This is a genomic window from Bradyrhizobium elkanii WSM2783 (assembly GCF_000472865.1).
In the GTDB taxonomy this organism is placed as follows: domain Bacteria; phylum Pseudomonadota; class Alphaproteobacteria; order Rhizobiales; family Xanthobacteraceae; genus Bradyrhizobium; species Bradyrhizobium elkanii_A.
Map to the genome: position 1 here is coordinate 75583 of NZ_AXAP01000027.1, position 13356 is coordinate 88938.

General features: G+C 65.0%; 13 protein-coding genes. 10 read left to right on the forward strand and 3 right to left on the reverse strand.

All coding sequences use genetic code 11. The annotated features are described in order from the left end of the window. The first annotated feature begins 148 nt into the window (after positions 1 to 148). The 9 genes from YY7_RS0122970 (at position 149) to hemC (ending at position 9439) form a co-directional block, all read left to right on the forward strand. The gene (locus YY7_RS0122970) at positions 149 to 1021 is read left to right on the forward strand and encodes an FAD binding domain-containing protein (protein ID WP_028165290.1); all 873 of its coding nucleotides are present in this window, start codon (positions 149 to 151) and stop codon (positions 1019 to 1021) included. Beyond that, positions 1011 to 1502, forward strand: a complete 492-nt coding sequence (locus YY7_RS0122975) for a (2Fe-2S)-binding protein (RefSeq protein WP_028165291.1) — start codon at positions 1011 to 1013, stop codon at positions 1500 to 1502. Before YY7_RS0122970 ends, YY7_RS0122975 begins: the two co-directional genes overlap by 11 nt. After that, on the forward strand, positions 1499 to 3841 hold the full coding sequence (locus YY7_RS0122980; protein ID WP_028165292.1) for a xanthine dehydrogenase family protein molybdopterin-binding subunit: 2343 nt from the start codon (positions 1499 to 1501) through the stop codon (positions 3839 to 3841). Before YY7_RS0122975 ends, YY7_RS0122980 begins: the two co-directional genes overlap by 4 nt. After that, positions 3838 to 4956, forward strand: coding sequence for a ring-opening amidohydrolase (locus tag YY7_RS0122985; RefSeq protein WP_028165293.1), 1119 nt, complete (start codon positions 3838 to 3840; stop codon positions 4954 to 4956). The genes YY7_RS0122980 and YY7_RS0122985 overlap by 4 nt, the downstream gene beginning before the upstream one ends. Continuing rightward, positions 4956 to 6170, forward strand: coding sequence for an FAD-dependent oxidoreductase (locus YY7_RS0122990; protein WP_028165294.1), 1215 nt, complete (start codon positions 4956 to 4958; stop codon positions 6168 to 6170). Before YY7_RS0122985 ends, YY7_RS0122990 begins: the two co-directional genes overlap by 1 nt. Before the next feature lie 55 nt (positions 6171 to 6225). Then, the gene (locus tag YY7_RS52475; RefSeq protein ID WP_051396853.1) at positions 6226 to 6744 is read left to right on the forward strand and encodes a VOC family protein; all 519 of its coding nucleotides are present in this window, start codon (positions 6226 to 6228) and stop codon (positions 6742 to 6744) included. A gap of 72 nt (positions 6745 to 6816) precedes the next feature. Then, positions 6817 to 7644, forward strand: a complete 828-nt coding sequence (locus YY7_RS0123000) for an aspartate dehydrogenase (protein ID WP_028165295.1) — start codon at positions 6817 to 6819, stop codon at positions 7642 to 7644. 65 nt (positions 7645 to 7709) lie between these two features. Then, positions 7710 to 8330: a bifunctional nicotinamidase/pyrazinamidase gene (pncA, locus tag YY7_RS0123005; protein WP_028165296.1), complete on the forward strand. Its 621-nt coding sequence runs from the start codon at positions 7710 to 7712 to the stop codon at positions 8328 to 8330. 113 nt (positions 8331 to 8443) lie between these two features. After that, positions 8444 to 9439: a hydroxymethylbilane synthase gene (gene hemC, locus YY7_RS0123010; RefSeq protein WP_028165297.1), complete on the forward strand. Its 996-nt coding sequence runs from the start codon at positions 8444 to 8446 to the stop codon at positions 9437 to 9439. Positions 9440 to 9778: 339 nt separating this feature from the next. On the opposite strand, the gene YY7_RS0123015 is transcribed toward hemC, so the two are convergent. From YY7_RS0123015 to YY7_RS0123025, 3 genes are read right to left on the reverse strand one after another with little or no spacing between them, the layout of a single operon-like run. After that, the gene (locus YY7_RS0123015) at positions 9779 to 10471 is read right to left on the reverse strand and encodes a DUF1045 domain-containing protein (protein WP_028165298.1); all 693 of its coding nucleotides are present in this window, start codon (positions 10469 to 10471) and stop codon (positions 9779 to 9781) included. A 20-nt stretch (positions 10472 to 10491) separates the two neighbouring features. Continuing rightward, positions 10492 to 11685 (reverse strand): alpha-D-ribose 1-methylphosphonate 5-triphosphate diphosphatase, encoded by a 1194-nt coding sequence (locus YY7_RS0123020; RefSeq protein WP_028165299.1) that lies wholly within the window; start codon positions 11683 to 11685, stop codon positions 10492 to 10494. After that, entirely contained in the window at positions 11682 to 12338 is a 657-nt protein-coding gene (locus YY7_RS0123025; protein ID WP_028165300.1) for a chloramphenicol acetyltransferase, read from the reverse strand. Before YY7_RS0123025 ends, YY7_RS0123020 begins: the two co-directional genes overlap by 4 nt. A gap of 186 nt (positions 12339 to 12524) precedes the next feature. On the opposite strand from YY7_RS0123025, the gene phnC reads away from it, so the two are divergent. After that, positions 12525 to 13340, forward strand: coding sequence for a phosphonate ABC transporter ATP-binding protein (gene phnC, locus YY7_RS0123030; RefSeq protein WP_028165301.1), 816 nt, complete (start codon positions 12525 to 12527; stop codon positions 13338 to 13340). Positions 13341 to 13356 lie beyond the last annotated feature (16 nt).

Here is a 13356-nt window from a genome sequence, read left to right on the forward strand (position 1 = left end):
CGGTGAGAAGAATGAGCAGGGATTAGCTGCATTTCATGCAGTTCTGGCTGTCTTCGGGCTCGCCGACTTTTGACTGGCATTGTTAGACTACGGATAGTCTCATCTCCTGTTTCGAGCCGATGCGGATGCGTTCGTCGAACGAGCCTTTATGAAGCCTGCTCCCTTCAAATACATCGCTGCTTCATCGCTGGATCACGCGCTCACGCTCAAGGCCGAACATGGCGATGAGGCGAGATTCCTGGCCGGCGGCCAGAGCCTGGTCCCGGCGATGAACTTCCGTTTGGCGCGACCGGCGGTCGTGATCGATATCAACGGTCTGGATGAGGTGGCCGGCATCGATCACGGCTCAACTATTCGTGTCGGCGCGCTGACGCGCTATTGCGCGCTCGAACGGGATAGCGAGTTCCTCGGCTGCTGTGCGCTGTTCGCCGATGCGCTGCCGCATATTGCGCATCCGCAGATCCGCAACCGCGGCACGATCGGGGGCAATCTCTCGCATGCCGATCCGGCGTCCGAGCTTCCCGCGATTGCGGTGGCGATGGAGGCGCGGATGCGACTGAAATCGGCCCGCGGCGAGCGGGTGCTTGCAGCCTCGGAGTTCTTTCAAGGATCGCTCACCACGGACCTTGCCGCCGACGAGATGCTGGTCGATGTCGAGTTTCCGGCATTGCCGCCGCGCGGCGGCGTGTGCTTCATGGAAATGGCGCGGCGCCGAGGCGATTTTGCCATCGCCGGCGTGGCCGTCATCGTGACACTGGATATGGAAGGCCGCTGCAGCAAGGTCCGGCTCGCGCTGTGCGGCGTCGGCGACACGCCGGTCGATGCCAGCGAGGCTGCCGCGCCTCTGGTCGGTCAGGCTTGCGCCGATGAGCCGATCAAGGCGGCCGCTGCCGCCATACAGGCAACGATCGAGCCCGCCGGCAATGTCCACGCCAGCGCCGATTATCAGCGGCATCTCGCCGGCGTGCTGGCGCAGCGCGCGATCCGCACGGCCTATCAGCGGGCGGTTCATGCAGCCTGACCGTCACGAGATCAGCATCTCCGTCAACGGGACGGCTTATCGACGCAGCGTCGAGTCGCGGACGCTGCTGAGCGATTTCCTCCGCCACGATCTGTTGCTGGCGGGCACCCATGTCGGCTGCGAGCATGGCGTCTGCGGCGCCTGCACGGTCCTGCTCGATGGCGCGCCGATCCGCTCCTGCCTGATGCTTGCAGTGCAGGCCAATGGGCATGAACTCTCCACGATCGAAGGTCTCGCCTCCGATAGCGGCGAGCTGAGTCCGGTGCAGAGGGCGATGCATGAGCATCACGGCCTGCAATGTGGTTATTGCACGCCGGGCATCCTGATGACGATGACGGCGTTCCTGAAGCAGAACCCGTCGCCGTCGGAAGAAAAGGTGCGCGAGGCGCTGTCCGGCAATCTCTGTCGCTGCACCGGTTATCAGCACATCGTTGACGCCGTTATGGCCGCGGCCCAGGCGATGCGGGCGGCCGCGCCATGACCACACGGTTTTTCGGCGCCCCCGTGAAGCGCAATGAGGATCGCAAGCTCCTCACCGGGCAGGCGCTGTTCATCGACGACGTCGAGCTGCCGGGCATGCTGCACGCGGCTTTCCTGCGCAGCCACGCCGCGCACGCGCGCATCAAGCGCATCGATGTTTCCCGCGCGCTGCAGCGCCCGGGCGTCGTGGCGGTCTACACCGCCGACGATTACGGCGCCTATTGGCAGCCCGGTCCGCTCCTGGTGCCGCCGCCGCCGATCCCGCGAAGTATCTTCAACCTGCGCACGCAAGTGCCGCTCGCGAAGGACAAGGTCCGGCATGTCGGCGAGCCCTTGGCCGTCGTCGTGGCCGAAAGCCGCTACATCGCCGAGGATGCGCTCGACGATATCGACGTCGATCTCGAGCCGCTGCCGGCCGTCATCGATCTTGAAGCCGCGCTACGCCCCGGTTCAGCCCTGGTGCATGACGACCTCGGCTCGAACGTCTCCGCGCATGTGCATCAGAGCAAGGGAGACTATCGCGCCGCGGCTGCGAAAGCGCATCTGGTGATCAAGCGCCGCTTCGCCTACGAGCACGGCATTGCCTCGACCATCGAGACGCGCGGCGTCGTCGCGCATTGGGAAGCGCGCAGCCAGCATATGACGATCTGGGACACGACCCAGGCGCCGGTGTTCGTCCGCAACGGCCTCGCCGCCGTGCTCGGCCTCGGCGAGCGGCAGGTGCGGGTGATCGCACCCTTCGTCGGCGGCGGCTTCGGGCCGAAGATCATGATGTTCTACCCGGAAGAGGTGGCGCTGCCCTGGATCTCGATGCGACTCAATCGTCCGGTGAAATGGATCGAGGATCGGCTAGAGCATTTCTTTGCCACCACGCATGAGCGCGGCCAGATCCATGACGCGGAGATCGCGGTAACGCGCGACGGCCGCATCCTCGGCGTCAAGGACGTGTTCCTGCACGACGGCGGCGCTTATGATCCCTACGGGTTGACGGTGCCGATCAACAGCCAGTGCACCTTGCTCGGGCCGTACGTCGTGCCGTCCTACGATTCGACCTTCACCGCCGTCTTCACCAATCTGCCGATCGTGACGCCCTATCGCGGCGCGGGACGGCAGCATGGCGTGTTCGTGATGGAGCGGCTGCTCGATCTTGCCGCGCACGAGCTGAACATCGATCCCGCCGAGATCCGACGGCGCAATCTCATTCCGGCCGACGCGTTCCCTTACAAGAACGGGATCATCTACCAGGACTTTTCCCAGCTCGAATATGACAGCGGCAACTACGAGCCGGTGCTCGACCAGACGCTGCAGGCGATCGGCTATGCCGAGTTCAAGCAGGAACAGGAGAAGCTGCGGGCGCAAGGCCGTCACGTCGGTATCGGCGTCGCCTGCTACGTCGAGGGCACCGGCATCGGGCCCTATGAGGGCGCGAAAGTGCAGGTGCAGGCCAATGGCAAGGTCAGCGTCGCGACCGGCATCGGCACGCAGGGGCAGGGGCATTTCACGAGTTTTGCCCAGATCGCCGCCGACCAGCTCGGCGTCGACGTCACCGATGTCGAAATCGTCACCGGCGACACCGACCAGTTCTATTGGGGCGCTGGCACGTTTGCGAGCCGCGGCGCCGTGGTGGCGGGCAATGCCGTCAATGAAGCCTCGCGCGCGGTGCGGCAGAAGGCGCTGAAGCTCGCCAGTGATGCCTTTGAATGCGCCGAAGAAGATCTGGTGCTTGCCGACGGCAAGATCTCGATCGTCGGCATTCCCGAAAAGTTCCTCAGCCTGGGCGAACTCGCAAAGCGCGCCAACCCGATGCGCGGCGCGGTGAAGCCCGGCACCGAGCCAGGATTGGAATCGACGCAATATTTCGGGCCGCCGAGCGGCGCGACCGCTAACGGCGTACATGCCATGATCGTCGAGGTCGATCCTGATACGTTCGACCTCAAGATCCTGAAATACGTCGTCGTCCATGATTGCGGCACGGTGATCAACCCGCTGATCCTGGAAGGGCAGATCCATGGCGGCGTCGCTCAGGGCATCGGCAACGCCTTCTACGAAAAGCTCGTCTTCGACGACCAGGGCCAGCTCCTGAACGCCTCGCTCGCTGATTATCTGTTGCCGACCGCGCTTGAGGTGCCGCGCATGGAACTCGGCCACACCGTGACGCCGTCGCCGCTCAACCCGATGGGCATCAAGGGTGCGGGCGAAGCCGGCGCGATTCCGGTTGGCCCCCTGTTCGCGCAGGCGATCGAGGATGCGCTGCAGCTCAAGGAAAAGAACGTCGAGCTGTTGGAGATTCCCTTGAGCCCGAGCCGGATTTTCGACCTGATCAAGGCGAGCGAGCCATGAGGACGGCGCAGGTTTTCCGGCTTTCGATGGCGCATCCCGGCGATCTTTCCGAGCTCGATCGCCTGATCGCCGACGGCGCGGTGCGCGCGGCCGACGTCGTTGCGATCATCGGCAAGACCGAGGGCAATGGCGGCGTCAACGATTTCACCCGTGGCTACTTCACCCAGACCTTGATGGCGCTGCTGTCGAAATATCTGAACAGACCCGCCGAGCAGTTGATCCGTGAAATCCCCTGCGTGCTCTCCGGCGGCACCGAAGGCGTGATGAGCCCGCATTACAGCGTCTTCTGCATTAGCGAGGCCGAACCGGCGCCAGAGGCCGGACCGTCGCTCGCGATCGGCACCGCGTTCAGCGATCCGGTCCCGGCAGAAGATGTCGGCCGCCGCGCCCATGTCGACAGCGTCGCCGATGCCGTGCGCGCCGCGATTGACAATGCCGGGATCGAGCGATTGCAGGATGTCCACTTCGTGCAGGTGAAGTGCCCCTGCGTCACGGTCGCCCGCGCCGCGGCCGCGATCGCAGCCGGCAAGACCCCGCTCACCAGCGATCCCAACAGGTCGATGGCTTTTGCCCGTGCCGCCGGCGCATTCGGCGTCGCCGTCGCGCTCGACGAACTGGCGCCATCCGCCCTCACCGACGCGTCGCTGCTCAGCGACTTCTCGATCCAGTCGCCGCGCGCCAGCATTTCCTCCGGCGTCGAGGTCGAAAGCAATGAGGTCGTGGTGCTCGGCAACAGCCCGCTCTGGAGGGGACCGCTGCAGATATCGCACCGTCCGATGGCGGACGCGCTCGACATCGGCGCTATCGTCGACGTGCTCGCCGATCTCGGCATTGCCGCCAATCCGCAAGTCTCCGCCGCGGACGCGGCGCGGATCGCGACTGTGCTCGTCAAATGCGAGCCCGACCGGGGCGGAAGGATTCGCGGCAACAGGCACACCATGCTCGACGACACCGATATCAACGCCCAGCGCCACATCCGCGGTGCGGTCGCCGGCCTCGTTGCCGGCGTGATCGGCGATGGCCGGATCTTCGTCTCCGGCGGCGCCGAGCATCAGGGCCCGGATGGCGGCGGCCTGATTGCCGTCATTGCTTCGCAAGAGGAAGGTTTGGCCTGATGCGCATTGTCATCATCGGCGCAGGCGTCGCGGGATGCGTGATGGCGCGCAGGCTCGCGTTGTTGGACGGCGTGGAGGTGACGTGCCTCGAGCGGGTCGCGCGCGACGATCATTCCGAGGCTGGCACCGGGCTCAATGTCGGGCCGAACGCCGTCAAGGCGACGAAACTGATCGATCCGGAGCTGGCTGAGCGCATCACCGCGGGGGGCTTTCTCTGGAAAAATTGGCGGATTTCGCTCACCGACGGCACTGTGCTGTTCGACCTGCCGCTGCGGGAGGTGGCGGACGGACCGGGCTGGCGCATCCGCTGGTCGGAGCTTTATCGCGTGCTGCGCGAGGCCGCAGGGGACACGGTTTCCTATGGCTGCGAGATCGTCGAGGTCGGCCATGACAGCGTCGATCCGCGCAAGACTTTTGTTAGTTGGACGCAGGACGGCAAGACGCATCGGCTCGACAACATCGATCTCCTGATTGCCGGCGATGGCCGCTACTCGGAGGTACGCCGCGTGATCTCCGGCGAGCCGCGTATCACGCCGACGGGAGTGGCCATCTTCCGCGTGCTGGTGCCGGATACGTCGCACGGCCTGATCGACGATTACGAACAATGGTTCAACGGACCCAACCGTCTGTTGTCGTTCCGCGTGCCGCCGGACCACATCTATGTCGCCGGCACTTTCCCGATCGCCACAGAGGCGCAGATTTCCGAGAGCCAGAAGACGCCGGAGATTCTGCGCGCCGCCTACACGCCGCGCGCCGCGCCGCCGAGCAACCAGGCGCGCTGGCTGATCGACACCGTCTGCAACAATGTCGCCGACACCCATTGGGCGCGGATGCAGGAGCATGAGGTGCTCTACCGCGCCGCCGATTGCAACGTGCTCTATCTCGGCGATTCCGCCCACGGCATGGTGCCGACATTGGGGCAGGGCGCGACCCAGGCGCTGGAGGACGCCGCCAATGCCGCCGCGCTGATCACGCAGCGCTACAGGGCCGGAAGCCGCGATGTCGCAAGCTGGCTTACCGAGTTCGAGGTCCTGCGCAAGGACCGCATGCGTTTCGTGATGGAGTTCTCGCTTGCCGCCACCGACACGATGCTGGCAGGCGCCGATCCCGTCGCTGCAACCCTGCACAAGAACGAAGCACCGTTCCTGAACAAGTTGAAGTCGCTCTATTGCGACGTCGGACTTCTCCCTCTCCCCGCAAGCGGGGCGAGGTGAAGAAACGTCATCACGCCGTGGAATGATCGGCCAAGGATTTGAGGAGATCTACATCATGACCGCAACCGAACCGACGTTGCCGATCGCAACGGTGCACGGCCTCTATCACATCGCCATCAAGACCGAGAATTTGGCGGCAACGCGGAAGTTCTACACCGAGATCATCGGGCTTCGCGAATTCCCGCGGCCTGACTTCGGCTATCCCGGCGCCTGGCTTGGCTGCCCGCAGCCCGGCGGGCTCGCGATCATGCACATCTATGCCGGCGGTCCCGCGCTCGGTCCCGAAGGCAAGGCGCCGGCGGGAACGGCGGCGATCGACCATGTCTCGCTGTCCTGCTCCGGCTATCGCTCATTCGTCTCGCGCTTCAAGGCAGCAGGGCTCGACTGGCGCGAATTCATCGTGCCCGGCACCACGCTCTGGCAGTTGTTCGTTTATGACCCCAGCGGCGTGCAGCTCGAACTGACCTTCGAGTGCGGCGGGGAGGGCGAGGAAAAGCCTGATATGTCGCCGGGCCGCAAATATGTTGCCGGCGCAAGCTTCTTCGACAAGGCGACCTATCCCAAGCTCGCCTGATCTTTCGAATCGGCGATTGACACCTGCCAGCTTGTGCGGGACAGGACAGACATCTGTCCTTGGAGCAGTCGAATGGTGGATTCGAACAGCACGCGACCCGCGGCGCGCGTGGCCGTTGCAGGCCTCGGTGCGATCGGCGCGAGCGTGGTGAGGGAACTGGATCGGGGCATCGAGGGATTGGTGCTCAGCGCGGTCTCGGCGCATAACGTCGCCAAGCATCAGGCTTGGCTCGGCGAATTGAAGGCGCCGCCGAAAATCCTGCCGATCGAGGAACTCGCCAGCGCCGCCGATATCGTGATCGAATGCGCGCCGAGCAAGCTGGTGCGGTCGATCGTGGCGCCAGTGGTCGAGCGCGGCAAGACTGCGGTCGTGCTCAGCGTCGGCGCGCTGCTCCAGAACGAGGACCTGATCGCGCTCGCGCGGAAGAACGGCGGCCAGATCGTGGTGCCGACCGGCGCCTTGATCGGGCTCGACGCCGTGACTGCCGCTGCGGAGGGCACCATCCATTCGGTCCGGCTGGTGACGCGGAAGCCGCCGCTGGGGCTCGCCGGCGCGCCTTATCTGGTCGAGAACGACATCAGCGTTGAAGGGCTCGCCGAGCCGCTGCGGATCTTCGAAGGAACCGCGCGCGAGGCGGCAAAGGGCTTTCCGGCCAACCTGAACGTCGCGGTGGCGCTCTCGCTCGCCGGCATCGGCCCCGACCGCACCCGGGTGGAAATCTGGGCCGACCCGACGGTGACGCGCAACACCCACCGCATCGAGGTGGATTCCGATTCGGCGCGGTTCTCGATGACGATCGAGAACATCCCCTCGGAAAACCCGCGCACCGGCCGCATCACCGCGCTGTCCGTGATCGCCTGCCTGCGCAAGCAGCGTGCCTCGCTGCGCATCGGGACATGAGCTTGTCTGCTGCGGGGGTGCGTGTTTTGGGCTAAGCTGTCCGAACAGATACAGCCGAGCCGCCCATGCGAATTCACCCCGACGACCTGCTTCTCATCATCGACGTGCAGAATGATTTCTGCCCCGGCGGCGCGCTGGCTGTTGCCAATGGCGATGCGGTGGTGCCCGTCGTCAACCGGCTCTCCGAGCGGTTCGATCATGTGGTGCTGACCCAGGATTGGCATCCGCTAGGCCACAGCTCCTTTGCGACCTCGCACCAGAGCTCCGCGCCGTTCGAAACCATCACCATGCCCTATGGTCCGCAGACGCTATGGCCGGACCATTGCGTGCAGGGGACGACGGGTGCCGCGTTCCATCCGCAGCTTTCGACCGACAGAGCGGAGCTTGTGATTCGAAAAGGCTTTCGCTCCGCGATCGATTCCTATTCCGCGTTCCACGAGAACGACCGCACCACGCCGACCGGCCTCGCCGGCTATTTGCGCGAGCGCGGACTGAAGCGGATCTTCATGGCCGGACTCGCCACCGACTATTGCGTCCATTATTCCGCGCTGGATGCACGCCGCCTCGGCTTCGAGACCGTGGTCGTGGAATCCGGTTGCCGGGCAATCGATCTTTCCGGCTCGCTTGCGGCCGCGCATGCGGCAATGGCGGCGGCTGGCGTTCAGGTCGTGAGCGACCTGGATTGACGCGCCTCCCTCCACCTGCCCATTCCCTCCTGGAATCTACCGCGAAAACCGTTGTTTTGATTGGGCTTTTGCTCTAATCCCTCGGCTTTATCGACGGCTCGAACGGAGACATTGTGGCGGGACAGACCTTACGCATCGGCACGCGCAAGACGGCCATGGCGATGGCGCAGACCGAGGAAGTTGCGCGCCTGTTACGTGCGTCGGCTTCCGACCTGACCGTCGAGATCGTCAGGTTCGAGACCCGCGGCGATCAGGACCAGACCAGCAAGTTGCTGCGTCATGGCGGCAAGGGCGGCGCCTTCGTCGCCGAGATCCGCGAGGCGATGCGTGCGGGCGAGCTGCAGGCCGCGATGCATTCGCTGAAGGATGTGCCTGGTAATGAGGAGACGCCTGGCCTCGTGATCGGCGCGACCCTGCCGCGCGATGCCGCTACCGACAGCCTGGTGCTGCGTCCCGGCCTTTCGCTGGAAAGCTTTCGCGCCAGCGGCGGCAAGGGTTTCAAGATCGGCACCAACGCGGTGCGCCGCGCGGCTTACTTGCGCAGGCTGTTTCCGGAAGCAAGCGTGATCCATTTCCGCGGCGCCGCTGACACCCGCATTGCCAAGCTCGATCGTGGCGACAAGCAGCGCCTGCCTGATGGCGGCGAGGTCGGCCCAGCCGATGCGCTGGTGATGGCGCGCTCGGGGCTCGAGCGCATCGGGCGTGCATCGCGCATCGCCTATGACTTCCCGGTCGACGAGATGCTGCCTGCGGTCGGGCAGGGCATCGTCGCCGTCGAATGCGCGGCAAACGATTTCGCGACGCGCGCCCGTCTTGCCAAGATCGAAGACGCGCAATCGCGCCTTGTGGCCGAAGCCGAGCGCGAGGTGCTGTGGATCCTGAACGGTCACTGCAATTCGCCGATCGCCGGCCATGCCACGCTTGCCGGCAGCGAGATGATTCTGCGCGCCTCGGTGCTGGATGAAACCGGCGACCGCTTCATCGAGGCCTCGCGCACCGGCCCCGCCGACCGCCCCCGCGAACTCGGCCGCGCCGTCGGACTGGACCTGCTCGACAAAGGCGCCGCCGAAATCATCGCCCGCACAAGGCCGGAAGAGACGGACGAGTAAGCGAAGAACGGTAGGGTGGGCAAAGCGCAGCGTGCCCCCCCTTCGCGTGGGAGGCTCTCTCCACGTCGTCCCGGCGAACGCCGGGACCCATAACCACCGATGGGTTGTGGTGCGAGGTCCGGGCGGCAGACTCCACCTCTCCCCTTGTGGGAGAGTCGGAATTCAAGCGTAGCTTGAATTCCGGGTGAGGGGTTCAGGTCCATCCGACAGCGCAAGTCCCTTGAGAGACCGGCACCCCTCACCCGGATCGCATTCCGCTTCGCTGCATGCGCTCCGGCCTCTCCCACAAGGGGAGAGGCCGGTCCGAGCAAGCGGACGCACAGTAAGGGCGACGACGAGTTAGAGTGCGCGCAGCGGCCAATGCGCGATGATGCGGAAACGCGATGCTGCATCATCCTGGCGAAACAATGCGAGCCGGTCGATCGCGAGCGTTACGAGCCGCACAGAGGCAAAGCGTTCCCGCAGCATCGGCACCACGACTTCACGGCGCTCGGCTTCCAATCGCCCGGTCAGCGTCATGTGGAAGCGGAATTCTTCCATCACGTAAGGATAGCCCCAGCGGTCGAGATACTCGACCTGTCGCGGCGTCAAGCGCTCGGGATTTCGCCGTGCGCGATCGATCGGCGTCAGCGGCGCGCGGAATGAATCGAAGTCGCGCGTGACGTCGGCCGCAAGCTGCTGCAACTCCGTCGACGGCTTTCCCGGGATCATCGCGATGAAGCCGCTGATCGAATCGATGATGGGTTCGATAACGGGAATTGGCCGCGGCATATCGGCGAAAGCCTCGCATGCCCCAAGCAGATCGGCTTCGCTCTTGCCCTCCGCCAGCGCCATCGGCGCTTTCAGCGTGGCATGAAAGCCGTATTTGCGCGGGTCCTGCGTGATCTCGCGCCAGTCCGGCGGCACGCCATCGGGAAAGGGCAGGTCGCTGCCACCATAGACATCGTAGCCGAGCATCTTGGCGCCGAAGCGATCAAGCGCACTGCCTGGTGCCGGCGCGTAGTAGAGAGCGTAACGCGGATAGTTGGCCATCGTCGTAAGACCTGGGAGCGTCAGGCGGCAGCAACCGCCATGCGCGGCGCTGTGGAATAGGTGAGCCGGCTGGCGTCGGCCAGATGCACGAGACGTCCCGCTGATATCACCGCGACAATGCGCGGCCGCAGCGGCACCTTGTCATCGACGATGATCATGTCGGCGCGGCGACCTTCGGCGAGCACGCCGCGGTCGTCGAGTCCGGCAGCACGTGCCGGCGCTCCCGAGATCAGGTCCCACGCCTTTTCCAGCGGCAGAATGCCGTCAGCGGCAAGCCGGAAGGCTGCGAGCAATTGTGCTGGATAGTAATAGTCCGAGGCCAGCACCGAGCAGAGGCCCTTCGCGATCATGTCGGACGCCTTGGTCCAGCCGGTATGACTGCCGCCGCGCACGACATTCGGCGCGCCGTACACGATATGATCGCCGGCCGCCGCCGCCTCGCGCGCGGTCTCTTCGTTGACAGGGAATTCGGCGATGCCGACGCCCTGGTCGCGAAAGCCCTTGCGCATCTCGGGGCTGTTGTCGTCATGCGAGAGCATGCGGACATCGGCCGAGCGCGCCGCGCCGGCGAGACGGGCGACCGAGGCCGGCACATCGTTCGCGCGCGACACCACGTGCGTGACCAGCTTGTCGAAGTCTTCAGGCGAAAGGCCGGTGCGCTCCACCATCCGGTTGCGCTTTCGCGGCCTTGCCAGGTCCCCGATCGTCCCATCCATGTGGTCGTTGAACGCGAACAGGTCGACGCGGCCCTCCGCGAGCCAGTCAATGATCTCCGCTTCGGCGTCGAGATTGTAGGTCTCGTGGCGCAGATGGAATCGCGTGTCGGCGGCAAGCTGCGGGCGCATCTGCTCGATCGCCTCCAGCAGTCTCCGCGCATTCTCGGCGCTGCGCAGGCCCGGCTCCCACGACCATGTGGTGGCGTGGAACACCGTCGTGATTCCGTTTGAGATCGCCTGCCGGTCACTGTCGGCGAGCGCCACGTCGATCGGGAAATCGACGCCGGCGCGCGGCATCATCTGCCGCTCGAAGGCGTCGCCATGCAGGTCAACGATGCCGGGCAGCACCAGGAGATCCCGTGCATCAATGCCGAGCGCGCCGCGGCCGTCTCCCTCTTCGCCGAGGGCTGCGATGTCGCGGCCCGCGGTCCGCAGCCGTGTTTCGACGAGTTCGCCTTCAACGAGCGCCTTGCCGCCTTCGATAACAATGTCAGTCACAAGATGGCACTCCGGCGGGTTGTTGGCGCGTTCAGCGCTTCATACTTGGCGAGGAAGTCTTCGACAACCAGCTTGCGGAAATCCGGCAGCGCCTGGCGCAACATTTCGTGATCCCAATCCCACCAGGCGAGCGCCGCAAGGCGGCTGATGATGCCATCGGGAAACCGCTTGCGGAGCGGCCGCGCCGGATTGCCGGCGACGATGGTGTAGGCGGGAACATCCTTGGTCACGATCGCGCCAGCCGCGACCACCGCGCCGGTTCCGATCGCGCGGCCGGGCAGGATGATCGCGCCATGTCCAATCCAGACGTCATGGCCGATATGCACGCGGTGCTCCCGGCGCCATGCGAAGAATTCGGCCTCGTCATGTTCGCCTGGGAAGTATGCGCTGGCGCGATAGGTGAAATGCGCCTGCGACGGACGATGCATCGGATGATTGCCCGGATTGATCCGGGTCATCGCCGCGATCGAGCAGAATTTGCCGATCGTGGTGTAAGTGAGCTGCGCGTCGTTCACGACATATGAATAGTCACCCATCGTGACGTCGAGCAGAATGCTGCGCGCTCCGACCTCGGTATAGGCCCCAAGCTGGCTATCGCGCACCGCGGCGGTGGGATCGACCGTTGGTACAACGGAAAGCATCTTGCCGGCCATCTTCTTCTTCGCCTCGTCGAATTGTTGTAGGGGAGCGCACGTCTTCGATGCGCTTCATAACATTAGCGTGACAGATTCGTGACATCGCCGGCGGTGTGGAGGATCGCCGCACTGCAGCGCGTTTGTCACACAACTGTAATTCAGCGGCGTTAGCCGTTACGCGACGTGACGGGTTCGGAGCACTGCATGCTGGTGGTTGAAGGTTTGACGTGCCGTTTCGGCACAAAAGCCGCGGTCGACAATGCTTCGTTCTCGGTCCAGCCCGGTAGTTTCGTCGGCGTGATCGGTCGCTCGGGCGCCGGCAAGTCGACCTTGTTGCGGATGGTCAACCGTCTCGCCGATCCGACCGAAGGCCGCATCCTGTTCGAAGGTGTCGACGTCACGGCGCTGCGCGGCAAGGCGCTGCGGCAGTGGCGCGCGCGTTCGGCGATGATCTTTCAGCAGTTCAATCTGGTCGGCCGGCTCGATGTGCTGACCAATGTGCTGATGGGCCGCCTTGCCGAAATCCCGGCCTGGCGCTCGTTGACCCAGCTTTGGCCCGAGCAGGATAGGGCGCTGGCGATGTCGGCGCTCGAGCAGTTCGACATCGCGCAGTTCGCCGCCCAGCGCGCCGACCAGCTCTCCGGCGGCCAGCAGCAGCGTGTGGCGATTGCCCGCGCGCTGGTGCAGGAGCCCGACATCATCCTCGCCGACGAGCCGATCGCCTCGCTCGATCCGCGCAATACCAAGATCGTGATGGATGCGCTGCTGCGCATCAACAAGCATTTCGGCATCACCGTGCTCTGCAACCTGCATTCGCTCGATCTGGCGCGCAGCTATTGCGACCGCCTGATCGGCATGGCGGCGGGCCGCGTGGTGTTCGATGGCCAGCCGTCGACGCTGACCGATCACATCGCCCGCGAGCTCTACGATCTCGAGGCCAATGATGTCATCGGCGGGGCGCCAATGCCCGCGCCCGATGCCGCAACAGCTCCGGCGCTCGGCACCGCAGCCGCGGCCTGAACGCCGTAACCTTATG